Consider the following 26,742-nt stretch of genomic DNA (forward strand, 5'->3'; position numbering starts at 1 on the left):
GGTGACCGGCGAGTGCCGGACTCGGAGATGGAGCAGAACGCATGAGTGAGGACCGCACTACTGGAGACACCGGCCGCGACGGCCGGGAAGATCCCACGGCTCAGCAGCCGACACCCCCGCATCAGCCGCAGTACTCCGGGTGGGACGGTCGGTACCAGGGTGGCCAGCAGAACCCGAACCAGCAGCAGAACCCGTACGCCCAGCCTTACCAGCAGAACCCGTACCAGCAGCCGCAGTACTACGGCGCGACGTCCACGGCGACCGCGACGCGCAAGCCCGGTCGCGCGGCCTTCGTGGCGGGAGCGATCGCACTCGCCCTGGTGAGCGGCGGCATCGGCGGCGCGGTGGGAGCCATCGCGACCGATTCGAACGGTGGCGGTGTCACCAACGCCCTCAATCAGCCTGTGACGCAGGCGAACCCGGCTGCCAACGCGCCGGACGGGTCCGTTCAGGCCGTGGCACAGAAGGTGCTTCCGAGCGTCGTGCAGATCCAGGTCGCCGGCCGCACGGCCGAGGGTGAGGGCTCGGGCGTCATCCTCTCGTCCGACGGACTGATCCTGACCAACAACCATGTGGTGTCCGGTGCCGGCGCCGGTGCGCAGCTCACCGTGTCCTTCAACGACGGCTCGACATCGGGCGCGACCGTCGTGGGCGCCGACGCGTCGTCGGACATCGCCGTCATCAAGGCGACGGGCCGCAGCGGACTGACGCCGATCGAGCTGGGAACGTCGGACGGCCTGCAGGTCGGACAGGGCGTCGTCGCCGTCGGATCCCCGCTGGGACTGGCGGGCACCGTCACCTCCGGCATCATTTCCTCGCTCAACCGCCCCGTCGCGACCAGCGGTGAGTCGACCGACCAGACGACCGTGATCGACGCGATCCAGACCGACGCGGCGATCAACCCGGGCAACTCCGGCGGTGCACTCGTCGACATGAACGGCAAGCTCGTCGGCGTCAACAGCGCGATCGCCACGCTGGGTGCCGGCGCGAGTTCGTCGGAATCGCAGAGCGGGTCCATCGGCCTCGGATTCGCCATCCCCGTCGACCAGGCTCGCCGCATCGCCGACGAGCTGGTGCAGACGGGCAAGGCCACCCAGGCCATCATCGGCATCAGCGTTCCCAGCAGGGACGACGCGAACGGTGCGACGGTCATGGCCGTCACCGAGGGCGGACCGGCAGCGCAGGCCGGTATTCCCACCGGCGCCGTGGTCACCGAGGTCGACGGACGCGTCATCGCCAGCGGCGACGCGCTGATCGCGGCCGTGCGGTCGCACGCTCCCGGCGACCAGGTGTCGGTCAAGTACACCCAGGGCGGCAACGAGCAGACCGTGCAGGTCACCCTCGGCACGGCTCCCAGCGGAGGCAACTGATGAAGCGACCCCGGATCGTCCGTGACGGTGGCCATCTGACGCCGATCGTCGGCCATATCGAGCCGAGTCGGATGAACTCCGATGCCGTCGAGGGCTTCGCGGCGATGGCGAGTGTCGGGCAGATGGAGACGCGTCTGGAGGCGGGCATTACGGTGAGCGACATGACTATGGATGCCGCGGTAGCCGGGCGGGCGCTCGTCGTGATCGTCGACGATCGCACCGCCCACGGAGACGCCGACTCGACCGGACCCCTGGTAAGCGAACTGCTCCTCGAGGCCGGCTTCCTCGTCGACGGTGTCGTCGTCGTCAGTAACGACGAGATCGATGTCCGCAACGCGCTCAACACTGCGGTCATCGGTGGTGTGGACCTGGTGGTGTCCGTCGGCGGCACCGGTACCTCTCCTCGCGACGTGACACCCGATGCCACCGCCGAGGTGCTCGACCGTGAGCTGCTGGGTATCAGCGAGGCCCTGCGCTCGTCCGGCCTGGCCGCCGGCTCACTCGATGCGGGACTGTCCCGAGGGTTGGCCGGCGTGTCCGGCAGCACGCTCGTCGTCAACCTCGCGGGCAGCCGCGCCGCTGTGCGTGACGGCATGGCCACGCTGACTCCGTTGGCCGCACACGTGATCGGTGAGCTGTCCAGCCTTGACGGCTGAGCCACCGGAGGATTCGTCCTCACTCGACGACCCCGCGAGCCGGGCCCGTGAACGGCGGGCCCGGCTCGCGCGTGTGTTCGGCGAGGTTCTTCCGGAGTCGACGAGCGACGACTCCGTCGGCTCCGAACCACATGGCGGTGATTCGTCCGGCCGCTCGGAGGAGTGGTTGAGGAGCCAGAGGCCTCCACATTACGAATAGTTTGGTGTGATCCACGTCACGTGAACGTTCACATCGCGCATCTCGTGTTGCACGTCTGTTAACCGGATATTCGTACAAACCGACAGTGCCGCCCGTGCGGTTACCGCAGGGTAGATGTTGCTGGTGTGACTCGACGACCGACCCGGACGTCCATTCGATGCAGGGGTGCGCCGAACAACCCGCACGTCACGGCTATTCCCGCAGCGTGTTAGCACAGTTTCGAGCGCTCGAGCTCCTTCCTGTTACCGGCGAGTCGCTTTCTCAAAACGCTTGTGACGCAGGTTCACATGAAGGAAACGTGGCCGGCGGATCCGAGACGTAACGCCGTGTGCGTAGGGATTGTCAGGGTTGCGAACTCCCTCTAAGGTTTCGCTCAGGTTCGACAGTGGGTGCTGAATCGATACGAGACAGCAACCAAATTGTGGTCCTGCACTGCCCGACACGTAAGCCACCAGCTTGCCGTCGCCGCCTGATACGGTTCGCTCGACGTGAACCGTTCGGGAGGAATCCAGAGCCCGACAGCGCACCTGAGGCGAACACGCCCCGGGACGAACATGATGAGGAAGTACATGACCGTAATTCAGAAGCCGCGGCGCAGCCGGGGGCTCAAGTCCATGCGTACCGCAGTGGTCGCCAGCGCCGCAGTTGTCGGCCTGGTCGTCGGTGGCGGCTCGGCATCTGCAGCAGTCGACGACTCGAACTCCGTCGTCGACGGTGGTGGCAACACCATCACGGTTTCGCAGGCCGATACCTTCATCAACAGCGTCTTCCCGCTCGACGGAAACCCGCTGACTCGTGAGTGGTTCCACAACGGTCGCGCAATCGTCGAGGTCACCGGACCCGACGCTGCTGACTTCGAAGGTGACATCACCCTCGGCTACCAGTTCGGCTACCCGATGTCCCTCGGTGGCGAGCTGACGTTCTCGTACAGCACCCCCCAGCTCGAGATCGGCGACGGCGACGCCTTCACCGTCTCGGACATCCTCCCGCAGGTCGGCACCACCGTCACCCTCGAGCCGGGCCCCGGCATCGAAGACGTCGAGGTCGGCACCGGTTCGGCTTCGGGCGAGCGCACCGAGATCCAGATCTCGAACGTGCACGGCACCGCGACCAACATCGCCGGCAACGTCTCGGTCCGTCCGTACGTGAAGGTTGTCTCCAGCAATGGCGACACCGCAGTCACCTACGGCCAGCCGTGGCGCTTCAACTGATCCTGGCCCAGCCAGTATCGGTTGCCTGCTGACAGGTAGTTCGCTACCTCGGCAGAACTGAACACACGTACGAAGCCCCATCCGGTTCTCCGGGTGGGGCTTCGTCGTGTTCGTGAACGGCAACTATGGCGTCCGCAATGGTTCGTGGACTGTCACGACGGACCGAATGCGCACCGCCCCAGTCGCTTCCGCGAAACAGGGATCCTGTTGAATGGGCGGTATGAATTCCGGTACCGCAACCCGTCTGATCACTGCAGCCGTCGCCGTCACGGCTCTGGTGGGGCTCTCGGCGTGCAGCAGCGGCGATTCCGGTTCGTCGGACGCCTCGCCCGAGAATGCCACCGCATGCACCGATTTCGAGACTGCCTACGAACAGTTCACCGCGCTCGTGAAGGCCGGTCCGGCCGACTCCGACATCGAGGCATGGACCGCCGCCAAGACTGCCGAGATGCAGAAGTTCCAGCCGCTGGCCGATACCGCGACCGATGGTGTCGAAACGTCGCTCTCCACACTGATCTCCGGTCTCCCGGCCGACTCGCTCGAGCTGACCGAACCCGACAGCACCTCGGGTCGGGCCTTCGTCGACAACTCGAAGGCCGTCGCCGATGCATGCTCGTCGGCCGGTACCGCGATCACGCTCGACGAGTTCCCGCTGCTGAAGTTCGGCAACTGACGGGGAGCGGCGCGGTTCTGATCGTCACCGTTCCGCTACCTACAACGACTTCGGCAACTTACAACGGTTGCAACCGGTGTAGGTTGCCGGAACCGTTGTGGGAACCCGCGCTCGGTACTTCTTGCTCCGCTTTCCGCAACCTGCGTCGGTTGTAGCCGGAGCACCTTGCTGCAACCAGAGCGACAACGGCCCGGCGACGTTCCCGCAACGACTTCGGCAACTTGCAACGGTTGTAGCCGTTGCAGGTTGCTGGAACCGTTGCGGGAACCCGCGCTCGGAGCGACAACGGACCGGCCCGCGCTCGAACACCGCCGGAATGACAAAAAGGGCTCGTCCACACCCTCGGGTGCGGACGAGCCCTCGTCGTCGATACGGCGTTACGTCGTGGTGTTGCCGGTGACTCCGTCGGTCGTGGTCTTGACGCCCTCGGACTTGCCTTCCGCCAGCAGGTCTCGGATCTGGATCAGGATGTCCTGATCGCTGAGCGCCTTCTCCTTCTTGGTGGCGAATCGTGCCTTCGCGGTGTTCACCGGGAGGATCAGCACGAAGTAGACGACGGCCGCGATGATAATGAAGTTGATGATGGCCGTGATGACACCGCCGATGTTGACGAACGTCGCCGCGTTGCCGGCGCGGATGGAAAAGCCCCATCCCAGTTCGTTACTGGCCCCGATGGACGCGATCAGCGGGTTGACGATGTTGGTGGTGAATGCTGTGACGATCGCGGTGAATGCGGCGCCGATGACCACCGCCACGGCCAGATCGACAACGTTTCCTCGAAGCAGAAAATCCTTGAAACCCTTCAGCATGCGATGTACCCCTCGTCCGATCGTGCGCGAATTTCTGGGGTGAGCGTAACCGACCGAGGTGTTTGCCGAGTTCTCGAAAGTCAGCGCAGCAGAACGGTGAGTGCGTCGGACAACGATGCGGCAGCCACTGTGGCGGCAGCATCCGCACGCAGCGCCAGAAGGACAAGCTGCTCCCGTCGGGCCACTCCGGTTCCGGCTGCGGACACTACGACGACGGTGGCGGCTTCGGCGATGATCCCGGTACCGCCGCCGTCGTCCGCGGAGTCGCCGTCGGCGGCCCGCACGACATCGACCACGTCGCCTGCCCGCAGTAGATCGGCGAGTTCGGGGTCGGCGAGCCTGATGGGCACAACCCGCGCGTCGTCGGCACGCAGTGTGGCCGACGCGAGCCGCGGTCCGAGGAGGCGGACGTCGGTCAAGACTTCGCCGGGCCGGACGGGTCCCGCGACCGTGCGCCCCACGGCGTCGTCGACGGAGGTGAGTGAGCCCTGCGCCACGACGGATTCGTCGACGAGCGTCGTCGAGAGGTCCGCGGCGGTCACGTAGGAGCCCGGCACCAGGTCGGTCGCCGACACGATGACCGGGACGCGGCTACGCGAAGGGTCGGAGCGATATGCCGCGACGACAGCCAGCAGCACCAGAGCGGCCGCGAGGACGCGCCGCGCGGTGGTCGAACGAAGTCCGGGAGGGAGAGAGGGGATGCGGTCGAGAAGACGCGCGCCGAGCGGATGGGCCGCAGCGGGCTTCGGGGTGGGCATCCACCGACGCTAGAGAGCGTCGGGCCCCGCGATGGCTGGAGGGCCGGTTGCCCTGTGGAGAACCGCGCGGCTCTCCACAGGGGGTGTTCTCAGCTTGCGCCGGCGGACGCGGACGTGCTCGTGGACTTCTTCTCCGACGAGCCGGAGGACTTCTCGGACGGCTTGCTCGAGTCCGACTTCTTCTCGGTCGAGCTCTTGCTGTCCGAGCTGCTGCTCGAGTCGGACGATGCAGATTCGCTGGTCGAGGAGGTGCCGCGACTGTCGTTGCGGTAGAAGCCGCTGCCCTTGAACACGATCCCGACGGTGTTGAAGAGCTTGCGCAGCTTGCCCGAGCACGCGGGGCACACGGTCAGCGAATCGTCCGTGAACGACTGGACGATGTCGAACCGGTTGTCGCACTCGGTGCACGCATATGAGTAGGTAGGCACGTTTTCTCCCGCTGTCGGTCCTTCTTGGCACTCTACAGTCGACAGTGCCAGCATCGGCAATCGGAGAACGCCGCCGCAGGTGGAGCTATTCCGCGGGCGGTCGGCCCACCAGCCTCGACAACCCTCCGTCGGGAGTGAGGGCGTGGGTCATGCGGATGTCGTGCTCCTCGGTGGGGAGAACGTCGACCAGCTCGTCGTCGTACACGACCCCCACCAGCAGGGCGTCGGACCGCACCGCGTGCAACGTGCGGTCGTAGAACCCCGCGCCGCGACCCAACCGGCCCCCGGAACGATCGACGGCCAGGGCGGGAACGAGCAACACGGAGGCCTCGGTCACCGTGTCGGGCGCGAGCACCGTGCCCGCCGGTTCGCGGAGTCCGTGCGCTGCGGGCACCAGCGAGTCGGGTCCGGTGTACTCCGCCCACGACATCGCTCCCGGCTCGCGGGCAACAGGGAGCAGCACCCGCACGCCGGCCGCGTGTGCTGCGTCGAGCATCGACACGCTCCCCGGCTCGCTACCGACCGGTACGTAGGCGGCGAGGGTGTCACCGCCACGACCGAGTACATCGGACGCCAAAAGTGCGACGGCGTGAGAGAGTGCCTCTGACGCACGGCGCCGAGAACAGTGGTCGCGACGCCTGCGGGCAGCAAGGATGCGCGTCCTCCACTCGAGTTTGTCGTCCGCGATCACGGGTTAAACCTTAGGGTCTCGCGAAGGAAGTTCGCGGTTTACATGGATAGGGTGTGTGCATGAGCTCAGCGAACAGTGAGTCCACGGCCGGGAGCAAGAAACCGTCCTTCCGCACGGCCGTGGTCCCCGCTGCAGGCATGGGTACCCGTTTTCTTCCCGCCACGAAGACCGTGCCCAAAGAGCTACTGCCCGTGGTCGATACACCCGGTATCGAATTGGTTGCCGGTGAAGCCGCCGACTGCGGAGCCGAGCGCCTCGTCATCGTCACTTCGCCCGGCAAGGACGGCGTGGTCGCACACTTCGTCGAGGACCTGGTCCTGGAGAACAAGCTCGAGGCGAGCGGTAAGCTCAAACTGCTCGCCAAGGTTCGGGTAGCCCCCAAGCTTCTCGACGTCCAGTCGGTGATCCAGCACGAACCTCTGGGCCTCGGACACGCCGTGGCATGCGCCGAGGAAGTGTTGGACGACGACGAGGACGCCATCGCCGTTCTCCTTCCGGACGATCTGGTGATGCCCCGCGGTGTGCTCGACGTGATGTCCCGCGTGCGCGCCAAGCGCGGCGGAAGTGTGTTGTGCGCCATCGAGGTTCCCGAGGACCAGGTGTCGTCGTACGGAGTCTTCGACACCGAGATCGTTCCCGACGCGGTCAACCCAAACGTGCTCAAGGTCAACGGCATGGTGGAGAAGCCCGCGAAGGAGGATGCCCCGTCGAACTACGCGGCCGCGGGCCGGTACCTCCTCGACCGTGCCATCTTCGACGCGTTGCGACGCATCGAGCCCGGCGCCGGCGGCGAGCTCCAGCTGACCGACGCCATCGCTCTGCTGATCGCCGAGGGCCACCCGGTCCACGTCGTGGTGCATCGTGGTGTGAGACACGACCTCGGAAATCCCGGGGGATACCTCCGCGCTGCGGTTGACTTCGCATTGGAACGCGACGACTACGGTCCGGCGTTGCGCGAGTGGCTCCAGGAGCGCTTGAGCGACAGTTGGGCTCCGGAGCTCACGACGTACGAGTGAGGTCCGGCCAGAAGAACACGACGGAAGGTGCGGATGCGCTCGGTTGAGGAGCAGCAGTCGAGAGTGACGGCTGCAGCGGTTGCCCCCCGGCCGGTGCGAGTCGCCATCTCCGAGGCGCAGGGACTGCTGTGCGCCGAGGAAGTGGTGACCGAGCGTCCCCTGCCCGGCTTCGACCAGGCCGCGATCGACGGTTACGCCGTGCGCAGCGTCGACATTGCTGCTGCGGGCTCCGCGACCGACGAGAACGGTGCGGCGGTAGACATCTCGCTGCCCGTGGTGGGTGAGGTCGGCGCGGGATCGCGTCAGCCCATCCGGTTGCAGCCTCGCCAAGCGGTGCGCGTCGCCACTGGTGCGCCCCTTCCCACGCTTGCCGACGCGGTCCTGCCGATGGATCGCGCGAAGCTCGCTCGTGGACGCATCGAGGTTCTCGCTCCCGTCCGGTCCGGCGAGTACGTGCGCCGCATCGGCGACGACGTGCAGCCCGGCGACGTCGCGGTGCGCTCCGGAACCATCATCGGTGCTGCTCAGGTCGGTCTGCTGGCCGCCGTGGGTCGCGACAAGGTGCTGGTCCACCCCCGTCCGCGTCTGTCGGTGATCTCCATCGGTGGCGAACTCGTGGACATCGAGCGCACACCCGGTCAAGGCCAGGTCTACGACGTCAACAGCTACGCCCTTGCCGCCGCTGCACGCGATGCCGGCGCCGACGTCAACCGCATCGGCATCGTCAGTGGCGACGCGAAGCGGCTGCGTGAGGTGGTCGAGGGTCAGCTCATCCGGTCCGAGATCGTCGTCATCGCCGGTGCCGTCGGCGGCAGTGCCTCAGAGGAGATCCGCGAGGCGCTCGAGGACTTCGGCGACATCGAGGTGGGCCGCGTCGCGATGCACCCCGGTTCGGTGCAGGGATTCGGGCAGCTCGGACGTGACGAGGTCCCCACGTTCCTCCTTCCGTCCAACCCCGTCAGCGCGCTCGTGGTGTTCGAAGTGATGGTCCGCCCGCTCGTGCGCATCGCTCTGGGGCGTCGCCAGCCGATGCGGCGGATCGTGACTGCACGCACCGTCGGACCGATCACCTCCATCGCCGGTCGACGCGCCTACTTGCGCGGACAGCTCATGCGTGACGAGGGCACGGGGGAGTACCTGGTGCAGGCGCTCGGCGGTGCTCCCGGCAGTTCGTCGCATCTGCTGGCCACGCTCGCCGAGGCGAACTGCCTCGTCATGGTCGACCCCGCGGTGACCGAGGTGCGCACCGGCGAAGAAGTCGACGTCGCGTTTCTCGCGCAGCGCGGCTGATTCGCTACAGTCTCGAAGTATGCCGCGATCGTGGTCCAGCCATCCAGGATGGCCGGCGAAACTGGGTCCACTCGTGGTCCCTGCGGGTGATGTGACTGTCCGACCCGTCCGCCTGCGCGACGCGTCCGTCTGGTCACGCACGCGGATCGCGAACCGTGCGCATCTGGAACCGTGGGAGCCCACCGGCGAGGCGCCCTGGGACATGAGGCACGCGATGTCGTCGTGGCCACCCTTGTTCTCGAGCCTCAAGGCGGAAGCGCGGCGGGGGACGATGCTGCCGTTCGCCATCGAGCTCAACGGCGAATTCTGTGGACAGCTGACCGTCGGCAACATCGTCCGTGGAGCCCTGCGGTCCGCGTGGATCGGGTATTGGGTGGCGAAGGACGTCGGTGGTCAGGGTGTCGCCACCGCGGCCCTCGCGCTCGGTGTCGACCACTGCTTCGGCGCCGCCGGACTGCACCGCATCGAGGCCACCGTCCGGCCGGAAAACGCTGCGAGCCAAGCGGTTCTCCGCAACGTCGGGTTCCGTCAGGAGGGGCTGTTGCAGCGTTACCTCGACGTCGACGGTGCCTGGCGCGACCACATCCTCGTTGCGATGACGGTGGGCGAGACTCCCGGAACTGCGGCCGATGTGCTGGTGCGCAGTGGTCGGGCGGCCTGGGCGCGCTGACCTCCCCGGTGTTCCCGCGGAACTTTCGTGTTCGCGCCACCACTGCAGTGCCCGCGGGAACACGCAACACCCGCGGGAGCCCGAAACAAGGCTCCGCAGTGTGACTGGTGTGACATGAGTGCACTCGTGTTCGGCGCGTCGGCAACCGGCATGCAACGCTCACCACTACGCTGACGTGCAAGCTCACATGTATGTGATTCACGCGGCAGGAGGTGGTGGCAGTGCCCAATTCGGTGATCTGGATCGGCCTCGTCGCCATCTGGCTGTTCGTGCTGGTGCCGATGGTGGTCAAATCGCGCCCGCGCATCAGGCGAACCACCGATGTAGCCCTGGCTACGCGTGTTCTGCACCGAGGCGGCGCACGTCTACGCGTCGATCCCGGCCCCGCCGCAGGCCACCGCAGCGATCCCGACTGGCGCCCCAGTACACCCGACTCGGAGGATCCGATGGACACCCAGCACGCCGCGGATCACGACGAGGACGAGTACTTCGCCGAGGATTACGTGCCGCAGCGTCGTGGTCGCGGCGGATTCGATCCCGAAGCGGACGCCATCGCCCGCGCGGCCCGCTACGGCTTCCGTCAGCGCGCGGTACTCGGCTCGGTGTTCGTCATCGCGATGTCGGCCGCACTGGGTTTCCTTGCGTCGCCGATCTTCTGGTGGGTCTTCACCGTCACGCTCGTCGGCCTGTCCTCGTACTTGTTCTACCTCCGCCGTCAGGTGCGCATCGAGGAAGACATCCGCCGCCGGCGTATGCAGCGGCTCCAGCGCTCGCGCCTGGGCGTCGAGTCGAACACCGACCCCGAACTCAAGCTCACCCCCGAGCGGCTACGTCGTCCCGGCGCCGTCGTGCTCGAGGTGGACGACGAGGACCCGGCGTTCGACCATCTCGAGCACTACGACGAGCATGTGGGCGACTCCCACCTGGACGTCAGAATGCGTCGGGCTGCCGGAGAGTGACCGGATTTCTGGCAGTCCCGCAGGGCTGCTAGAGTTCGAGACGATCCTGGTTCGCCAGGTCAGGGGCTGTGGCGCAGTTGGTAGCGCGTCTCGTTCGCATCGAGAAGGTCAGGGGTTCGATTCCCCTCAGCTCCACCACGTTCTTCCCGCAGCGCACGGTCAGAGCGCATCGCGAAACTCCTGCATGAACGGTGAGGGCGAGGCTCTGCGCCGACGCCAGGCATGCACCAGCCACATCTCGATCAGCTCCGGTCGGACTCGCGCCAAGTCGGCCCAGCCGTAGAGAACGTCGCAGTACCGCATGTACCGCCGCACGGTGATTCCGGAGACCGACGGGTTCTCGACCCACCCGAGGTGGACCAGTTCGGACAGGGCCTGCTGGTCCACGATCTGGGGGCGCTCCAGCGTGCCCTCCGACCCGACCGCCCAGGCGAACAGCGACAGCGGGACGGGACCGAATCCTGTGGCAGCCGGCCACCCCGACCACTCCCGTTGCGGGCCCAGATCAATGAGGGCAGGCGCGCGGCGGCACTCACCCAGGGCGCGACGCACACGATCGAGCCGCATCGCGTGGACAGGTTCCGACAGATCGCGCGCATCGGGGAACCGCCGTGCACGTTCGCGGTGACGGTGCCCGACAAGCCATGCAGCGCAGTGGTAGACGGTGGACAGATCGCATCCGCGACCCACCGAGTGCAGGTCGCCCCGTCGCAGGAAACCGGCGCCGGTGTCGACCGGATCTCCGTTCACCGCTCGGCCGTGGAGCCGTACGGGGATACGCGCCTCGTCGAGCCTGCTGTTCCACCAGTCGAGATCGACCTCCACGAGGTCACCCATCACGTCGTACTCGTACGAGCGGTCCGCGCACCACTCGAGGCACGCTTCCGGGAGCGCAGGCGTCGTCATGTCGGCGATGGTGGCAGGACCCACCGACACGCGGCAACGGCGGTATGCAAAGCCTATGTAAAGACTGCTGTGCGATCCACGTCATATGGTCCGGGTCACACCTACTGTTCGACGCGTGGATCCGTACCTCCCGGGTCCGAGTTCGCACCGGACCGAAAGGCGACCACTCCTCATGGCCACACATGCCCCTGTCGGGCCCCCCTCGACGAAACGAGCGGTGTACAACACCGTCCGAGGATCGCTCGGCAATCTCGTCGAGTGGTACGACGTCTACGTCTACACCGTTTTCGCGTCTTATCTCCAGTCCAGCTTCTTCGCCGAGGGCGAGCCCAACGCCGGCATCTACACCATGGCGATCTTCGCGGTGACCTTCGTGATGCGACCGATCGGCTCCTGGTTCTTCGGGCGGTACGCCGACCGCCACGGTCGTCGCCCCGCACTCGTCTTCAGCATTTCCTTGATGGCCGGCGCGTCTCTGCTGATCGCGCTCACGCCGACCGTGGAGACCATCGGGTCCGCGGCGGTCGTCGTCCTTGTCCTTTGCCGACTGCTGCAGGGCTTCGCCACCGGCGGTGAGTACGGCACGTCCGCGACGTACATGTCCGAGGCGGCCACCCCGGGACTTCGAGGATTCTTCTCGTCGTTCCAGTACGTCACCCTCGTCGGCGGTCACGTGCTCGCTCAGGTCACGTTGTTGGTCCAGCAGACGTTCCTGACCGATGAGCAGATTGCCGACTTCGGTTGGCGCATCGCATTCTTCATCGGCGCCGTCAGTGCCGTCGTCGTCCTCTTCCTACGTCGCTCGATGGACGAGTCGCTGAACAAGGACGACACTGCGGGCAAGCGCAGCGGATCCATGGCCGAACTGTTCACGGCCTACCCGAAGCAGTTGCTGATCTGCTTCCTCGTCACTCTCGGCGGCACGGTGGCGTTCTACACGTACAGCGTCAACGGTCCGCTGATCGTCAAGAGCGCGTACGCCGACCAGGGTATGACCGCGACGTGGATCAACCTGGCAGCCCTGGTTTTCCTGATGCTGATCCAGCCTCTCGGAGGACTGCTCAGCGACAAGATCGGACGCAAGCCGCTGCTCGTCGGGTTCGGCGTCGCGGGTGTGCTGTGGACGTGGACGTTCCTCAACCTGCTGCCCCGCGTCGACACACCGATGCTGTCCTTCCTGCTGTTGGCCGGTACGTATGTCATCCTCACGGGCTACACCTCGATCAATGCCATCGTGAAGGCCGAACTGTTCCCGGCGCATATTCGAGCTCTCGGTCTAGGACTCGGTTACGCCCTTGCTAATTCGATGTTCGGAGGGACGGCGCCGGTCATTTACACGGCGGCGAAGGAGCGCGACGCGCTGGACGCGTTCGGCATCTACGTCACGGTAGCCATCGGTGTATCGCTGATCGTCTACATCTTCGTCCTGAAGAACCGTGCACCCACGTATCTCGACGGTGAACAGGCGAAGCGGGCGAACCCGGACGCGGTGTCCGTCTCCTGATTTGGACCGGGCCGGATGGGTTAGGCTCGGGCGAGGCTGGTCACGGTTCGACTGGACGGGAGTCGTCGATGCAGATTCTCGTCGTCGAGGACGACCAGGGAGTCGCGGACGCACTGACCCAGGCGTTACGTCGCCGGGGGTGGTCTGTGCGTCACGCTCCTACCGGCGCAGCGGCTCTCGACCTCGTCGACAAAGCAGACCTGGTGCTTCTCGACATGGGCCTGCCCGACCACGACGGGCTCTGGGTGTGCCGACAGATCAGAGCTCATTCCTCTGTTCCGATCGTGGCCCTCACTGCGCGACGGAACGAAGGTTCGGTGATCGGCGCCCTCCATGCGGGGGTGGACGACTATGTCACCAAGCCGTACAGCTTGGCGATACTCCTGGCTCGTCTCGATGCCGTGGTGCGCCGCACCGTCGGACGCGACTCGGCTGCTCCGACGGTGGATCTCGGGTTCGTCGTCGACGAGTCCACGCGGAGCGTCACCGCGGCCGACGGTTCGGTGCGGTCGTTGACCACCAAGGAATGCGAGCTCCTGGTGGCGCTGGCGCGGACACCCGATCATCCGCTCAGCCGCGCCGCGCTGATGGAGGAGGTGTGGGATACCACGTGGGTCGGGGCATCGCGCACCCTCGATGTTCACGTCGCGTCACTGCGGAACAAGTTACGCGGAATAGCGACCATTGATTCGGTGCGCGGAGTCGGCTACCGACTGAGCGTCGCCAATCCGACGGACCCATGAGGAAGCGGCTGCTGGCTCTCGCGATCACGCTCACTGCCGCGGTGCTCGCAGCGCTGATTGCGCCCCTGGTCACCGCGCATGCCGAGGAACGTGCCGTCACCATCCATGAACGCCGGCTCGCGTCGGCGACACGGTTCGCGACCCTCGCCGGGAGTTCAGGTGCGGACGGTGACGTCGGGGTCCTCGGCCCGGATCTCGAGCGATACGGCGAGGTGACTACCAGTACCCGAACGTGGTTGATAGGAATCGACAGAGCCGTACTCGCCCCCGCGGGGTCGGAGTTGCCCGACGGTGTGCCGGAGCTTACCGAGGCGACGCGACAAGCTCTGAGCGGCACACCGACCTCGGCGCCGTCCGCACTGTGGCCGTGGCGCGACGGGCCGATGATCGTGGCGACTCCCATCGGACGCGATGCCCAGATACTCGGTGCGGTCGTGATGCTGGAAGACACATCCGGCGCGCGGCAGAACGTGACGCTCTGGATCGCGGCGGCGGTATCCGTCGGACTTCTCGTTCTCGCTCTGGTGGCGTGGCTCGTCGGAGTTCCTCTGGTGGGGTGGGTAGTTCGACCGGTGGACGATCTGACCGAACGTGTCGACGAACTCGCCAAGGGTCGCGCTCCGTCGTCGGGAAAGCATGTGGGCCCGCCGGAACTTCGCCGCCTCGCGGAATCATTCGACGAGATGGCCTCGAACGTCGAACACTCACGCAATCAGCAACGCGACCTGATCGCCGACGTCTCCCACCAACTGGCCAACCCGCTGACCGCACTGAGGCTACGGCTCGAGAGCCTTGCCGAGGACGACCCCTCGGTGGAACCCGTTCTCGCCGAGACGGAGCGGATGGCGCGGTCGTTGGACGCGGTCATCGAAGTGAGCCGAGGCGGGGCATTCGACAGGCGAGTGATCGACGTGGACGTCGCCGGCCAGGTGCGCGAGCGCGTCGGGTTGTGGGGCCCGCTGTTCGGTGACCTGTTGACGGTGACGGTCCCGCCGGGACCGACATCCGCTCTGTTGGAGGAGGATCTGATCCCGACGGTTCTCGACATCCTGCTCGACAATGCCGTCAAGTACGCCGAGGGGCGCGCTGTCGAGGTGTCCTTGCATCGTCGCGACGCCGGGTGGGAGCTTGTCGTCCGCGATCACGGTGACGGAGTGACGCCGGAGGAAGCGTCGCAACTGGGTCGGCGATTCCACCGGCTCGATCGTCACGCGGACATCGACGGCACCGGACTCGGATTGGCGATCCTCGGACTGCGAATGCGTGATGCGGGTGGTGACGTGACGATTGAGATGGCCGAACCCGGATTACGCACTGTCATCTCACTTCTCGCGCGTCACGATCCCGGAACCACCGCAACGCTCCCGGATGCAAAGGGACCGGTTGCGTGAACATGCCCGCCGCAACGGTGGGTTGGCGCACGTCGCGCACCTGTCGGGCAATGTCGTCCTGGTGGTCGAAGACGACCGACGTGAAACCATATGACGTGTCCTCCGCGAGGCTCGGCATGGCTACCATGTACGTCTTCACGCTGACGGTCCGAACCGACGCGGTAAGTCCGTAGGGATCGCCCGGAAGCGGCCCTGTCACGTACTGCGGACCCCACGACGCGACGAGTGGTTCCACCAGATCGCCGATGTCGATTCCCCGGAGAGGGACTCGCCGTCCCAGATCCACCAGCGTCTGGATCGGGAACCCGCTGACGAAGGCGAGGACGTCGATCTCGCCGCGTTCCAGAGCGACAGCGGCGTCGGCAAGAGAGAGTGGTACGAATTCGATGTCGTCGGTGTTCAACCCTGCTGCAGTCACGCACCTCTCGGTCACCAGCAGCGTGCCCGAGTCTCGCTGCCCGGCACTGATCGTGCGTCCGGCCAGTTGTGACAGCGATTCGACAGGTGAATCCCGGCGCACCAGAACCTGCAGGAAACTGTCGTACAGGCGCGCCAGTGCTGTCAACGGAACCGGACTCGCGAACGGTCCGCTTCCGTCCACCGCTTGGATCGCTGTATCGCCGAGACAGAAACCGACATCCGCGTTCCCGGCGATCAACTCGACCACGTTTCCCACCGAACCGCCGGTCACCAGGACGTCTGCGTCGATGTTCGGCATGACGCGTTCTGCCGTTACCCGAAGTGCTGTGCCGTACTCGTCGAAGACCGCCCCGACGTTGCCCGTGGCGATACGCAGCGTCCCCGACGCATCTTTCCACCAGGAGTCCCCGGACCAGGGTGAGGTAGAACATCCGGCGACCACCGACGCGGCAACCACGCCGCTTCCTCGGAGGAACAGTCGTCGGCCGAACATCGTGGAGTCTCCTCGTCGTCGGAGGATCAGTCTAGAGACTCACGGGTCGGGCCGAGGCCTTTCAGCGTCCCGCGACAGCGGCTCCGGTGTCGACGGACACCACCTTGCTGCCGAAGACACCGTCGACGATCTGGCGGACTCCGGTCGCCAGCTCTTGTGCAGCAACGGGATTGAGCATGTCCGCCATGGACGGGATGCCGATGTCGACGGCTGCGTCGAACGCCATCTCCACCGTTCCGTCGGCGGTCTCCCGCACCGACCATCGGCCGTCGAAGGATCCGAGGTCGCCGCTGGACTGCTCGAAGGTGACGGTCCGGGCTGTGATGTCGACCGTGTCGCGTTCGATCCACTGCAGCAGTCCGCCGCGGAAATGCGTCGACCACGACGACGACCGCGTGTACGTGGCGGCGTCGACCGGCGGGGCGTCGGTCACGGTGATGTAGTCGACCATCGTGACGTGGTCGCCGAAGGAGGCGAAGTCGCTGATGCGCGCGAAGACGTCATCTGCCGAGACGTCCGAGATCGTGGCGACGACGCTGATGATGCTGGGGGACATGATGCTCCTGGAGTCGGTGATGTCAGGCGGGCTGAAGCATGGGATAAGCAGCAGGGGAGAGGGATACGAGGTGTCGCGCCGTCAGCCGAGCCGATCGTTCGATGGTCTCGGCGGTCTGCGCCGCGGGCAGCGGTCCGGATCCGAGTGAGCTGGGGAACGGCGTCGTGTTGAACAGGTTCGCCACGGACGCCAGCAGATTGGCGAACTTGGTCTGTGCGGGGACGTCGAGCATCTCGAAGAACGCCGGCTTCCACAGCCGCTGGAAGACCTCGGGGTGCAGTCGACGCGGGGCGTCGACCGAGATGCCCAGGCGCGTGGCCTCGTCGACGAGGATCGCGATGAGCTGATCGATGTCCAGTGCAGCACGCCCGCTGGTCGCCCACACGTGCTCACGCTCGAACAGCAGAGGGTGATCGACCACGGCGGTGATGGTGTCGGCGACCACGTCGCAGGGCACGAAGTCGTACTGCAGCGCGTCCTCGCACAACACCACGGGCAGTGTGCCTTTGAGGAAGGCGCGTATCAGCGTGTGCAGTCCCTGGAGCTGAGAGATCTCGCCGGTGATGGAATCTCCGCAGACGATCGACGGTCGGACGATCGTCCAGTCGGTGGCGCTCGCGCGTACCAGGGCCTCGCCGTCCTTCTTGCTCGCGATGTAGGCACCGGGGTGCATCGTGGCCATACCGCCCGTCACGTCGGCAACCACGGGCTGCTCGACGAAGGCCGTGCTGACGTGCACCAGGCGTGCCGACGCCGACGTCGCCAACTCGACGACGTGTCGAACACCGTCGACATTCACCGCTCGTGTCGCGGCGTCGTCCGCTCCGAAGTCGACGACGCCCGCGCAGTGCACGACGACGTCGACGGTGTCGGCCAGTGCCGCCCACTCGGCGTCGTCGAGTCCCAGACGGGGCGCTCGCAGATCACCGCGCACGGAGCGACCCGAGTGCTCGACCGGACGACGCCCCTCGAAGACGACGACGTCGTGTCGCGAGCGCAGGGCTGCCAGGGTGGGGAGTCCGACGACGCCCGAGGCGCCGGTCAACAGAACGGTCACAGAGGTCCTTCCGAGTAGGTGTCACGCAGAGCGCCGGCCACGGCGGTGAGCATCCAGTCGACGTCCGAGTCGGTCATGGTCGCCGGCGGGGTCAGGCGCACCACGGGACTGGCATTGAGCGAATGATTGGCGACGACGCGGCGATCGAGCAGTGCCAGCAGGAACCTGCCGGCAGCGCCGGCGTCCCTGAAGTCGAGGCCGATCAGCAGGCCGCGGCCGCGGACGCTCACCGTATCGAGACCGGCTGTGAGAGAACGTAGTTCGCTGAGGATGCGGGTTCCGAATCGTGCGGAGCGATCGACGAGATTCTCGTCGTCGATCACCTCGAGTGCCGCGCACGCGGCGGCCATCCCCAGCGGCGCTCCCGAGAAGGTCGAGGTGTGGATGCCGAAGTCGATGTCGAACGCCCGGAAGGCTCGCGGTGTCGCCACAGCCGCCGATACCGGAATCACACCACCGCCGAGGCTCTTTCCCACCAGGACGATGTCGGCCGCCACGCCGTCGCGCTCGCTCTCCCACCACACGCCGGTACGTCCGAGGCCGGTCATGATCTCGTCCATCACCAGCAGCGCGCCGCGCTCCCGGCACAGGGCGGATGCTGCGGCCAGATACTGCGGCGGAGGAATGACGACTCCGCCCTCTCCCTGGATGGGTTCGAGGACCACGCATGCATCGGAGGCGTCGTCACCCATCGCGTCGGACAGCGCATCGATGTCGCCGTACGGCACGCGGGTCGCGGCGGTGAAGAGTCGGCGAAAGGGGTTCTGGTATGCGCTGTTCGCGGTGAGCGCCAGCGCGCCGAGAGTCTTGCCGTGGTACCCGCCGCCCGCGCCGATCATCCTGTGGTGCCCGGCGCTGCAGGCCATCTTGATGGCGGCCTCGGTCGCTTCCGTGCCGGACGCGCCGAAGTACACCTTCGTCAGGGTTTCCGGAAGCCGAGCAGCCAGTGAGGCGGCGGCCTCGGCTACGCGCGGTTCGAGCAGAGTGCGCGTCGAGACGGGGTGGCGGCCGAGCTGCGCGATGACGGCGTCGACGACTCGTGGATGGCGTGCCCCCAGTAGCAGCGTTCCGTAACCACCGCAGTTGAGGTACTCGACGTCGTCGCTCGACCACACCCTCGATCCCGCGGATCTGTCCTCGACGATGCTGCCCAGCATGGAGGCCACTCGTGCACGAGACTCGGAGAGGTGCTCCCGCGTGTGGGCCAGGACCTCGTGGGGCAGAACCCTGGTGTCCAGGGACGTGTCGATCGACATGGTGAACAGCTCCTGCCGCGCGGGTGAGCGAAACTCGTGACACCCGGTGAATGGGAGTCACGGGATCCGACGGTAGCCCCGGACGTCAGTCGCGTCAAAATGTCGAAAAACGAAAATACATGCAGCACAACAGTACTGGGAGAACCGACACTTACCCTCCAGGTGGCGTTTCCGGTCCCGTGCCAGTTCGAACCGGGCGCGTCACCGATCTCGCGGAGTGCGAATATTCGTTAACTACGCTTGCGGGCTCGGTACGCGGCGACGTTGGCCCGGTTGCCGCAGTTCCCCGTGTCGCAATAGCGTCGCGAACGGTTTCGGGACAGATCGACCAGCACCGCGTCGCAGTCGGGGGAGTCGCAGGATCGGAGTCGGTCCAGCTCGTCGGATCGCACCACTTCCGCGAGAGCGACGGCAGTCTCGGCCGTCATGCGTTCGGTCAGGGGTGCATCGTCGTCGCTGACGTGCAGATGCCACCCCCAGTCGCCGTGCCGTGTCAGGTGGGGCTTCGCGTTCGATTCGGCGAGCATCCGGTTGACCTCGGGCACCAGGGCGTCGGCGTCCGACAACTCCCACAGTGCACGCCACGAGGGCCGCAGGGCTCGCACGCCCTCGAGCTCGCTCTCGGACCCGTCGCGTCGCCCGGTCCACTCGTGCTCGTCGAGCATGGCCGTCAGGGTGGGGATGTCCGACAGGTGTTCCTCGCCGTTGGCGCAGGTGTTGATCAGCGCGGCGGACCAGACCAGCGCCGTGCGTGTGTCATGAGTGAAAAGCATTTGACTCGTGACCTTCCGTGTCTCTAGTGTCATGACCAATCTACAGTTCGGTCGTGACACGACCGACGTCCGCGAAAGGCGCCGCCATGCTGTCTTCCCGTTCCGGCGTGGCGTTCGCCATCGTGTCGGCGCTCTCGTTCGGCATGTCCGGCCCCTTCGCCAAGGCGTTGACCGACGCCGGCTGGTCACCGGAAGCGGCCGTGCTCGCACGCATCGTCGGTGGTGCGGTGATCCTGCTGCCGGTGATCGCACTGCTGCGCAGAAGCGCGGTGGCAGGACTGCGGTCGGCGCCCGTCACCGTCATCGCGTACGGCGTGATAGCCGTGGCGGGCGCGCAAGTGTGTTTCTTCAATGCAATACAACACCTTTCGGTCGGGGTGGCGTTGATGCTCGAGTACCTGGGCCCGGTGCTCGTGATCGGGTGGGTGTGGATCAGTACTCGACGACGCCCCCGCTGGACGACGCTGGTGGGCGTGGTGCTGTCGCTGAGCGGAGCGTTGGTGGTGCTCAACGTGTTCGACGGTGCGGTGTTCGATCCGGTGGGCGTCCTGTGGGGGCTGTCCGCCGCGGTATGCCTCGCGTTCTATTTCGTCGTGTCCGCCCGTCAGGGCGATGCTGTCGATCCGCTGGTCCTGTCGGCTGCCGGTTTGGCTGTGGGCGCCATTGTGGTGGCAGCGGCCGGAATGTTGGGAATGGTGTCGCTGCAGGCGTCGACCGCCGATGTGGAACTGAGTGGGCGTGCATTTCCGTGGTGGACTGCCGTGGCGGTACTGGCGTTCGTCAGCGCCGCTGTCGCCTATGCGGTGGGAATCATGGCGTCCCGCGCACTGGGCGCGTCGACAGCATCGGTGATTGCGCTGGTCGAGGTGCTGTGCGCGGTCGCCGCGGCCTGGATCCTGTTGGGAGAGACCGTGTCGTTCGTTCAAATGATCGGTGGTGCAGCGATTCTGGTCGGCGCGGCCGTCGTGCAGTGGCGTGCCGAGGCGCCGACGCTGCAGGCGACGGCACCGGTACCGACAGGAATGGACGGATCTCGTGGGGTATCCCTTCTGCCCTGAGTCGGCACTGTATGGTGTGGTTGCGTAGTGGTATTCGACAGATGACACTTCTCTCGGGCGGGGACGCGAGTGTCGCTCACCGGTCGGGTGCAGTAGCCATCACGCGAACAGCCATCCGTTCTAGTGGAGCCCGCCATGTCAATCGAATTCGTCGAACTCGCGGAAACGTGGGTTGCCGGCCTGCCTGTGCGTAGTCCGAAACGGGCGCTGGGCTCGCTGTACGACAAGAATCTCGAGCGGGCGTGGTCCGGCATTCTCAATCAGGACATCGGTGAACCCCTCGGATCGATCTATACCGACTTCGTTCCCGCCATCGGGTCGTACAGCACGCAGATCGTCGGATATCGAGTAGCCGACGGTGACGTCCGGCGCGGACATATCGTCGCGAGGGTGCCCGCCGGTCGCTATGCGAAATTCTCCGCGGTGGGCAATTTCCCGCAGGTCCTCACGACATTGTGGAACGAAATCACCCATGCTGAAGAGATCGGGTCGTTCCGCCGTGCCTACACGGGCGAGTTCGAGGTCTATCCCCACGCGTACAAGATCGAGATGTTCGTGCCGGTAGCCGCTCCCGGAAGTGCCGAATGACATTCCGGTTGATCGCTCGTCCGAGCGTGCTGTTCGGCGGACTGGTCGCGCCCGGCATCGAGGCGGGCCCCGAGGGGTCGGCCGGTGACCTGGTGGTCTTCATGCGCGAACGTATCCGCGAGCGCGAGCCGGAGGGGGCGGACATCTACACCGTCTACGTCCCCGATCAAAGGGGCGTGACCAACGTGGTCGTCGGTGTCCCTCGCGCCGGTACGGACGATGTTCCCGTCGGCGACGTCTTCGTGACCGTTCCGTCCGGCGCGTTCGCGGTGTTCGCACCGTCCATGACGCTGCCGGATCGAGCCGAGGATGCCTGGTCCCAGGTGGAGGATGCGCTTGCCGACGGGTCGATCGTCAGGGCGGGCGGCGCCGAATTCGAGTGTCTCTCGCCCGACGGCAACGTCGAAATCTTCGTCTCCGTCCTCCTGCAGTGACCTCTCCGCCACGGGCCGCGTTCGAGCGCGATGAACGATTGACGCGCTTTTACATACCTACCGACGAGTAGAAACAACGCTAGCGGTGCAGGCACTCGCTATCGCGCCCCGGGTTATTGTGATTTTGTCTCGAGTGCATTCTTGTGGCGACGATCAGCACTGTCGTGTGCCTATCATGATCATGCGCAGCAGAAGGGTGTGGCACGGGATTCATACCTGCGGTCCGGGCGAGTCGTCCGGACGCGCGTCACCGAGTGGGGAGCAACAATGGTCAGGCAATTACGTGCAGAGGCAACGCGGTCTGCGGCCCTCCGGGCTGCTGCCGATCTGTTCCTCCGGGTCGGTCATGCCACGGCGACCCTGAGTCAGGTCTCCGCCGAGTCGGGAGTCACCAAGGGTGCTCTCTACTTCCACTTCGCCTCCAAGGAAGAACTGGCGCGCGCGCTGGTCGACGAGGGTCGCGAGCGTGTAGCCGCCGCGTGCACGGGAATGGTCGACAGCCGTTCTCCCGCACTGGAATCCGTCATCGGCATCACGTACTCCGTTCTCGACCTTGCCAATACGGACAACCTGGTGCGCATCATGTACCGGCTCCAGCTCGAGGTGGACGCTCCGGATCCCTCGCGCGGCAGTGTCTTCGGTACATGGCAGAACATCTTCTCCCACCTGTTCGAGCGCGCCATCGAGCACGGTGACGTGATCGACTCCCTCGACTCCGAGACGGCGTCCTGCCTGGTCTCCGAGATGCTGAGCGGCGTTCTCATGGTCGCCGAGGGCACCGCCCGTCTCGACGGAGCCGCGGTGCGCATGGAGCAGGTCTGGCACACGATTCTTCCCTCGCTGGTGCCGCCGGCCAAGCTCCCGTACTTCCGCGAGTTCGCCTCGCGGAGCCTGTCCAGCTTCGTCCGAGATCGCTCGACCACCGAGGTCTCCGTCGACCACTGACAAGTACTGGCGCGCAGCGTCCGACGAGAGCACACTGCAGTGATGCGGGTCACACACGTGGCCCGGTCGCTCGGTGAACTCGGGAGGACATCATGAACGACGCCGCCACGCAGGAACGCGCGACATCCGGACGCAGGATGTCGGACAACGAACTGCGGAAGGCCATCCGGGTCCTGCAGTCACGCGCCGACGACGCGCGCAGGCGGGGTGCGGAGGACGACGCGTCCCGCATCGAGCGGACGGTACGTGAGTACCAGGACGAGATGACCACGCGCCTCTGATCCTCGTGCACCTCTGATTCTCGTGCACCCCGATCAGCTGGGACCGAAGCGCTCCGTGCGGATGTTCGCTGCGGAGTGTCCTCGGGCGACCAGCATGTCCGCGACCGTGTCGACGAAGCTGGTCGGACCGCAGATGTAGCACCGCGGCTCGAACTCGGCCGGCCACCCGTGGGCGTCGAGGTCGTCGACGGTGATGCGGCCCAGAGGTCGGGTCGACCCCGCGGGTGCGCGGCGCGTGAAGAGAGTGGTCACGTCGACACCGGGAGGCGGATGAGCCCACTCCTGCTCGAAGTACACCTCGGCCGGTTCCCGCACGGAGTAGAGCACCCGGAAGGGCACCCGGCCACCCGAGGCGGACGCCTGCGCACGCACCATCGCACGGAGCGGGACGATGCCCGACCCACCGCCGATGAGCAGGATCGGGGGAGACGGCGTCTCGTCAGGTCGCGAGGGGCGCCAGACGAACCACCGGCCGATGGGACCGCGGATCTCGAACCGGTCACCGACCTCGACGTTCCCGACGAGGTACGGCGACACTTCTCCGTCGGACACGTTCTGCACCGCGATCTCCACACGGGAAGACCCGTCGGGTGCCGACGCCAACGAGTAGCTGCGCTGAGCGCTGTACCCGTCCTCCGCGGTGAGTTTGACGTCCACGTGTTGGCCGGCCTGATGTCCGGGCCAGCCGTCGACGTCGAGGACGAGGGTGGACGCGGACGGTGTCTCGCGCCGAACGGAATCGACCGTCGCGACGAGCCAGGGGTGTGCTCCCGTCACGTCAGTCGCCCTGGTAACGCTGCTCGCGCCACGGATCTCCGTAGTCGTGATAGCCGCCGCGCTCCCAGAAACCCTGCTCGTTGTCCACCGTCAGTTCGATACGGGAGACCCACTTCGCGGACTTCCAGAAATACAGGTGCGGGACGAGGAGCCGCGCGGGGCCGCCGTGTTCGCGGGTCAGGGGCACCCCGTCGAATTCGGTGACCACCCAAGCCTTTCCGTCGCGGAGATCCTCCAGCGGAAGGTTGGTGGTGTACCCGTCGTACCCGTGGACCACCACGTACCCGGCGTCGGTGTCCATGCCGTCGAGGAGGAGGTCGAGGCTGACGCCGTTCCAGCTGGTGTCGAGCTTCGACCACTTGGTGACGCAGTGGATGTCGACGGTCGGCGTCTCGTGGGGGAGCGCGGCGAACTCGTCCCACGTCCACTCGCGCGTCTCCCCGCTTTCCGACGTGACGGAGAACGACCACGTGTCGGTAGCCACGACGGGCGCGGGCCCGATCGCGAGCACCGGGAAGTCCTTGGTGAGGTACTGGCCGGGGGGAGTGCGTCCGTCGTCGCCGCGCCTGCGGCCCACGAAGCCCTTCGAGATCAACGCCATGGTGGGAAAGTCTGCGCCGCCGCCCGCGGCTCTGACAAGTCGGACCACGCGTCGGTCGGCGCGGTAGTGTCGATATCCACCGACGAGAGGCCGAACCCGCATGGTGCTGGGCAGATTGGGTGGATACAGGAAGGCCGGCCGGTCGATGGCCGATCTGCGCGGGGCGATCGTTCTCGTCACCGGTGCAGCCAGCGGAATCGGTCGCGCGACCGCGCTCGAGGCGGCGTCGAGAGGCGCGCGGATGGTCCTGACGGATATCGCCGAGGCCGGCCTGGCCGAGACGGTCCGAGACATCACGGACGCGGGCGGCACGGTGGTGTCGAGTCGTGCGCTCGACGTTTCCGAGTACGAGCAGGTTCGCGATTTCGCCGACGCGGTGCATGCCGAGGTCGGCAGCGTCGACGTCGTCATGAACATCGCCGGCATCTCCGCGTGGGGGACCGTGGAGAACATGGCCCACGAGACGTGGAAGGCACTCGTCGATGTGAACCTGATGGGCCCGATCCATGTCGTCGAATCGTTCGTGCCGCCGATGGTTACCGCGGGTCGTGGTGGGCATCTGGTCAACGTGTCGTCCTCCGCCGGGCTGTTGGCCTACCCCTGGCATGCCGCGTACAGCGCGAGCAAGTTCGGGGTGCGGGGAATGTCGGAGGTGCTCCGGTTCGACCTGGCGCGCCACGGCATCGGCGTGAGCCTGGTCGTGCCCGGCGCCGTGCGGACTCCGCTGGTGGACACCGTCCAGATCGCCGGGGTCGACCGGAGCGAACCGCGAGTGGCGAAGCTGGCGGCGCGCTTCGACAAGCGTGCCGTCTCGCCCGAGGTGGTGGCCGAGAAGATTCTCACCGGGATGGCCCGGCGGCACTTCCTCATCTACTCCAGCAACGACATTCGCGTCGGATACTGGGTCGCCCGCAAGTTCGCCCTGCCCTACGAGGTCGCCATGCAGGCCGCGAACGACCACTTCTCGTCGTTGCTGAAACCCCCGCGTCGCGGGAGACGCCGATGACGTTCACGCCGCCGCTCGGCGCCGATTCCGAGGTGGGCACGCTCCGCACGGTGATGCTGCACCGCCCCGGCGACGAACTCCGTCGCCTGACCCCGCGCAACAACGACCAGTTGCTGTTCGACGGTCTGCCCTGGGTCGATCGAGCGCGGGACGAGCACGATGCGTTCGCGCAACTCCTGACCGATAGAGGAGTCGAAGTACTCCTCCTGGGCGACCTGCTGACGGAGACTCTGGAACGCAGTGGGGCTGCCCGGGTGCAGGGTGTGTCCGCGGCGGTGGACCCCCGGCGTCTGGGCCATGTCCTCGCCCGTGATCTGGCGACCTACCTCCGCGGACTTCCTGCGCCGCAGTTGGCGACCGTGCTGATGGCCGGTATGACGTTCGACGAACTGCCGGTTGCCGACGACTCGGGCGTCTCCCTCGTCCGGCGTATGCATCACGGCGCGGACTTCGTCATCGAACCGCTCCCGAATCTCCTGTTCACCCGCGACTCCTCGTTCTGGATCCAGAAGCGGGTGGCCATCACGTCGCTCGCGTTGCGCGCTCGATCCCGCGAGACGTCGCTGACCGATCTGATCTACGCGTTCCACCCTCGGTTCCTCGGTGTCCGTCGCGCCTACGAATCGCACACCGCCCCGGTCGAGGGCGGCGACGTCCTGCTCCTCGCGCCGGGTGTCGTGGCCGTCGGGGTGGGGGAACGCACGACGCCGGCCGGGGCGGAAGCGTTGGCGCGCAGCCTGTTCGACGACGAGTTGGCCCACACCGTCCTGGTGGTACCCATCGCGCAGGAGCGGGCCTCGATGCATCTGGACACGGTGTGCACGATGGTCGACACGGACGCCGTCGTGATGTACCCGATCATCCAGGACACGTTGTCCGCGTTCACGATCCGACGGGAAGACAGCGGGGTCTCCATCGTGGGCGCCAGTCCGTTCCTCGACGCGGCTGCCGACGCGATGGGTATCGGGAAGCTACGGGTCATCGACACCGGGTTGGACAACGTGACGGCCGAGCGCGAGCAGTGGGACGACGGGAACAACACGCTCGCGCTGGCTCCCGGAGTCGTCGTCGCCTACGAGCGCAACGTCGAGACCAACGCGCGGCTCGAGGCGTCCGGCATCGAGGTGCTGCGGATCTCCGGGTCCGAACTGGGGTCCGGTCGCGGGGGGCCGCGCTGCATGTCCTGCCCGGTCTCCCGCGACCCGCTGGGCTAGCGGGAAGGC

The 26,742-nt window shown here is 66.4% G+C and carries 30 protein-coding genes and 1 tRNA gene; 19 read left to right on the forward strand and 12 right to left on the reverse strand.

Annotation, left to right across the window (positions count from 1 at the left end):
• The first annotated feature begins 41 nt into the window (after positions 1–41).
• The 4 genes from RU01_RS11780 (at position 42) to RU01_RS11795 (ending at position 4,109) form a co-directional block, all read left to right on the forward strand.
• Positions 42–1,370, forward strand: a complete 1,329-nt coding sequence (locus RU01_RS11780) for a S1C family serine protease (RefSeq protein ID WP_082043064.1) — start codon at positions 42–44, stop codon at positions 1,368–1,370.
• Between the two features lie 122 nt (positions 1,371–1,492).
• A complete protein-coding gene (locus tag RU01_RS11785; protein WP_156148891.1) occupies positions 1,493–2,026 on the forward strand; it encodes a MogA/MoaB family molybdenum cofactor biosynthesis protein in 534 nt (177 codons plus the stop codon).
• A gap of 768 nt (positions 2,027–2,794) precedes the next feature.
• Complete coding sequence (locus RU01_RS11790; RefSeq protein ID WP_042574805.1) at positions 2,795–3,436, forward strand: MspA family porin; 642 nt, start codon at positions 2,795–2,797, stop codon at positions 3,434–3,436.
• A gap of 220 nt (positions 3,437–3,656) precedes the next feature.
• Entirely contained in the window at positions 3,657–4,109 is a 453-nt protein-coding gene (locus RU01_RS11795) for a hypothetical protein (RefSeq protein WP_042574751.1), read from the forward strand.
• Between the two features lie 377 nt (positions 4,110–4,486).
• Here the strand turns inward: RU01_RS11795 and mscL are convergent, their stop codons facing one another.
• The 4 genes from mscL to RU01_RS11815 form a co-directional block, all read right to left on the reverse strand.
• Complete coding sequence (gene mscL / locus RU01_RS11800; RefSeq protein ID WP_042574752.1) at positions 4,487–4,918, reverse strand: large conductance mechanosensitive channel protein MscL; 432 nt, start codon at positions 4,916–4,918, stop codon at positions 4,487–4,489.
• Positions 4,919–4,998: 80 nt separating this feature from the next.
• A complete protein-coding gene (locus tag RU01_RS11805; RefSeq protein ID WP_042574753.1) occupies positions 4,999–5,676 on the reverse strand; it encodes an SAF domain-containing protein in 678 nt (225 codons plus the stop codon).
• A gap of 89 nt (positions 5,677–5,765) precedes the next feature.
• Positions 5,766–6,104 (reverse strand): FmdB family zinc ribbon protein, encoded by a 339-nt coding sequence (locus RU01_RS11810; protein WP_042574754.1) that lies wholly within the window; start codon positions 6,102–6,104, stop codon positions 5,766–5,768.
• Positions 6,105–6,189: 85 nt separating this feature from the next.
• Positions 6,190–6,795, reverse strand: a complete 606-nt coding sequence (locus RU01_RS11815) for a 5-formyltetrahydrofolate cyclo-ligase (protein ID WP_042574755.1) — start codon at positions 6,793–6,795, stop codon at positions 6,190–6,192.
• Between the two features lie 59 nt (positions 6,796–6,854).
• On the opposite strand from RU01_RS11815, the gene RU01_RS11820 reads away from it, so the two are divergent.
• The 5 genes from RU01_RS11820 to RU01_RS11840 all read left to right on the forward strand — a co-directional run bounded on the left by RU01_RS11820 (position 6,855) and on the right by RU01_RS11840 (position 10,868).
• Entirely contained in the window at positions 6,855–7,811 is a 957-nt protein-coding gene (locus RU01_RS11820; protein ID WP_042574756.1) for a UTP--glucose-1-phosphate uridylyltransferase, read from the forward strand.
• Between the two features lie 33 nt (positions 7,812–7,844).
• The gene (gene glp / locus RU01_RS11825; RefSeq protein ID WP_042574757.1) at positions 7,845–9,101 is read left to right on the forward strand and encodes a molybdotransferase-like divisome protein Glp; all 1,257 of its coding nucleotides are present in this window, start codon (positions 7,845–7,847) and stop codon (positions 9,099–9,101) included.
• 19 nt (positions 9,102–9,120) lie between these two features.
• Positions 9,121–9,771 carry a GNAT family N-acetyltransferase gene (locus RU01_RS11830; protein ID WP_042574758.1) on the forward strand — a complete coding sequence of 217 codons (651 nt, stop codon included), beginning with the start codon at positions 9,121–9,123 and terminating at the stop codon, positions 9,769–9,771.
• 221 nt (positions 9,772–9,992) lie between these two features.
• A complete protein-coding gene (gene sepX, locus RU01_RS11835; RefSeq protein ID WP_042574806.1) occupies positions 9,993–10,730 on the forward strand; it encodes a divisome protein SepX/GlpR in 738 nt (245 codons plus the stop codon).
• 62 nt (positions 10,731–10,792) lie between these two features.
• A tRNA-Ala gene (locus RU01_RS11840) sits at positions 10,793–10,868 on the forward strand.
• A gap of 21 nt (positions 10,869–10,889) precedes the next feature.
• On the opposite strand, the gene RU01_RS11845 is transcribed toward RU01_RS11840, so the two are convergent.
• Positions 10,890–11,636 carry an 8-oxoguanine DNA glycosylase OGG fold protein gene (locus RU01_RS11845; RefSeq protein WP_042574807.1) on the reverse strand — a complete coding sequence of 249 codons (747 nt, stop codon included), beginning with the start codon at positions 11,634–11,636 and terminating at the stop codon, positions 10,890–10,892.
• Between the two features lie 172 nt (positions 11,637–11,808).
• Between RU01_RS11845 and RU01_RS11850 the strand changes: the two genes are divergently transcribed.
• From RU01_RS11850 to RU01_RS11860, 3 genes are all read left to right on the forward strand, one after another.
• Positions 11,809–13,140, forward strand: a complete 1,332-nt coding sequence (locus tag RU01_RS11850; protein ID WP_042574759.1) for an MFS transporter — start codon at positions 11,809–11,811, stop codon at positions 13,138–13,140.
• Between the two features lie 68 nt (positions 13,141–13,208).
• Positions 13,209–13,883, forward strand: a complete 675-nt coding sequence (locus tag RU01_RS11855) for a response regulator transcription factor (RefSeq protein ID WP_042574760.1) — start codon at positions 13,209–13,211, stop codon at positions 13,881–13,883.
• Positions 13,880–15,274, forward strand: a complete 1,395-nt coding sequence (locus RU01_RS11860) for a sensor histidine kinase (protein ID WP_052493252.1) — start codon at positions 13,880–13,882, stop codon at positions 15,272–15,274. The genes RU01_RS11855 and RU01_RS11860 overlap by 4 nt, the downstream gene beginning before the upstream one ends.
• Here RU01_RS11860 and RU01_RS22130 read toward each other — a convergent pair.
• The 5 genes from RU01_RS22130 to RU01_RS11885 all read right to left on the reverse strand — a co-directional run bounded on the left by RU01_RS22130 (position 15,201) and on the right by RU01_RS11885 (position 19,829).
• Entirely contained in the window at positions 15,201–16,187 is a 987-nt protein-coding gene (locus RU01_RS22130; RefSeq protein ID WP_052493253.1) for a TAXI family TRAP transporter solute-binding subunit, read from the reverse strand. The two genes, RU01_RS11860 and RU01_RS22130, sit on opposite strands and share 74 nt — an antisense overlap.
• A 61-nt stretch (positions 16,188–16,248) precedes the next feature.
• Entirely contained in the window at positions 16,249–16,743 is a 495-nt protein-coding gene (locus tag RU01_RS11870) for an SRPBCC family protein (protein WP_052493254.1), read from the reverse strand.
• 22 nt (positions 16,744–16,765) lie between these two features.
• A complete protein-coding gene (locus RU01_RS11875; RefSeq protein ID WP_042574761.1) occupies positions 16,766–17,800 on the reverse strand; it encodes an SDR family oxidoreductase in 1,035 nt (344 codons plus the stop codon).
• A complete protein-coding gene (locus RU01_RS11880) occupies positions 17,797–19,056 on the reverse strand; it encodes an aspartate aminotransferase family protein (protein ID WP_042574762.1) in 1,260 nt (419 codons plus the stop codon). Before RU01_RS11880 ends, RU01_RS11875 begins: the two co-directional genes overlap by 4 nt.
• 230 nt (positions 19,057–19,286) lie before the next feature.
• Positions 19,287–19,829 (reverse strand): CGNR zinc finger domain-containing protein, encoded by a 543-nt coding sequence (locus RU01_RS11885; protein WP_042574763.1) that lies wholly within the window; start codon positions 19,827–19,829, stop codon positions 19,287–19,289.
• Positions 19,830–19,882: 53 nt separating this feature from the next.
• On the opposite strand from RU01_RS11885, the gene RU01_RS11890 reads away from it, so the two are divergent.
• The 5 genes from RU01_RS11890 to RU01_RS11910 all read left to right on the forward strand — a co-directional run bounded on the left by RU01_RS11890 (position 19,883) and on the right by RU01_RS11910 (position 23,135).
• Entirely contained in the window at positions 19,883–20,887 is a 1,005-nt protein-coding gene (locus RU01_RS11890) for an EamA family transporter (protein WP_156148887.1), read from the forward strand.
• Between the two features lie 135 nt (positions 20,888–21,022).
• Positions 21,023–21,475 carry an effector binding domain-containing protein gene (locus RU01_RS11895; protein WP_042574811.1) on the forward strand — a complete coding sequence of 151 codons (453 nt, stop codon included), beginning with the start codon at positions 21,023–21,025 and terminating at the stop codon, positions 21,473–21,475.
• Positions 21,472–21,909, forward strand: coding sequence for an effector binding domain-containing protein (locus tag RU01_RS11900; protein WP_042574765.1), 438 nt, complete (start codon positions 21,472–21,474; stop codon positions 21,907–21,909). Before RU01_RS11895 ends, RU01_RS11900 begins: the two co-directional genes overlap by 4 nt.
• Positions 21,910–22,176: 267 nt before the next feature.
• Positions 22,177–22,854 (forward strand): TetR/AcrR family transcriptional regulator, encoded by a 678-nt coding sequence (locus RU01_RS11905; RefSeq protein WP_042574766.1) that lies wholly within the window; start codon positions 22,177–22,179, stop codon positions 22,852–22,854.
• Positions 22,855–22,946: 92 nt separating this feature from the next.
• Positions 22,947–23,135 (forward strand): hypothetical protein, encoded by a 189-nt coding sequence (locus RU01_RS11910; RefSeq protein WP_042574767.1) that lies wholly within the window; start codon positions 22,947–22,949, stop codon positions 23,133–23,135.
• A 33-nt stretch (positions 23,136–23,168) separates the two neighbouring features.
• Here RU01_RS11910 and RU01_RS11915 read toward each other — a convergent pair whose 3' ends face one another.
• Together RU01_RS11915 and RU01_RS11920 are read right to left on the reverse strand one after the other, a co-directional pair.
• On the reverse strand, positions 23,169–23,912 hold the full coding sequence (locus RU01_RS11915; protein ID WP_156148888.1) for a ferredoxin reductase: 744 nt from the start codon (positions 23,910–23,912) through the stop codon (positions 23,169–23,171).
• Position 23,913: 1 nt separating this feature from the next.
• Entirely contained in the window at positions 23,914–24,513 is a 600-nt protein-coding gene (locus RU01_RS11920; protein ID WP_042574812.1) for a sulfite oxidase-like oxidoreductase, read from the reverse strand.
• Positions 24,514–24,613: 100 nt separating this feature from the next.
• Between RU01_RS11920 and RU01_RS11925 the strand changes: the two genes are divergently transcribed.
• Positions 24,614–25,519, forward strand: coding sequence for an SDR family oxidoreductase (locus tag RU01_RS11925; RefSeq protein WP_042574769.1), 906 nt, complete (start codon positions 24,614–24,616; stop codon positions 25,517–25,519).
• A complete protein-coding gene (arcA, locus tag RU01_RS11930; RefSeq protein ID WP_042574770.1) occupies positions 25,516–26,733 on the forward strand; it encodes an arginine deiminase in 1,218 nt (405 codons plus the stop codon). The genes RU01_RS11925 and arcA overlap by 4 nt, the downstream gene beginning before the upstream one ends.
• The last annotated feature ends 9 nt before the right edge of the window (positions 26,734–26,742 follow it).

This window comes from Rhodococcus sp. MEB064, from assembly GCF_000834565.1.
Lineage (GTDB): Bacteria > Actinomycetota > Actinomycetes > Mycobacteriales > Mycobacteriaceae > Rhodococcoides.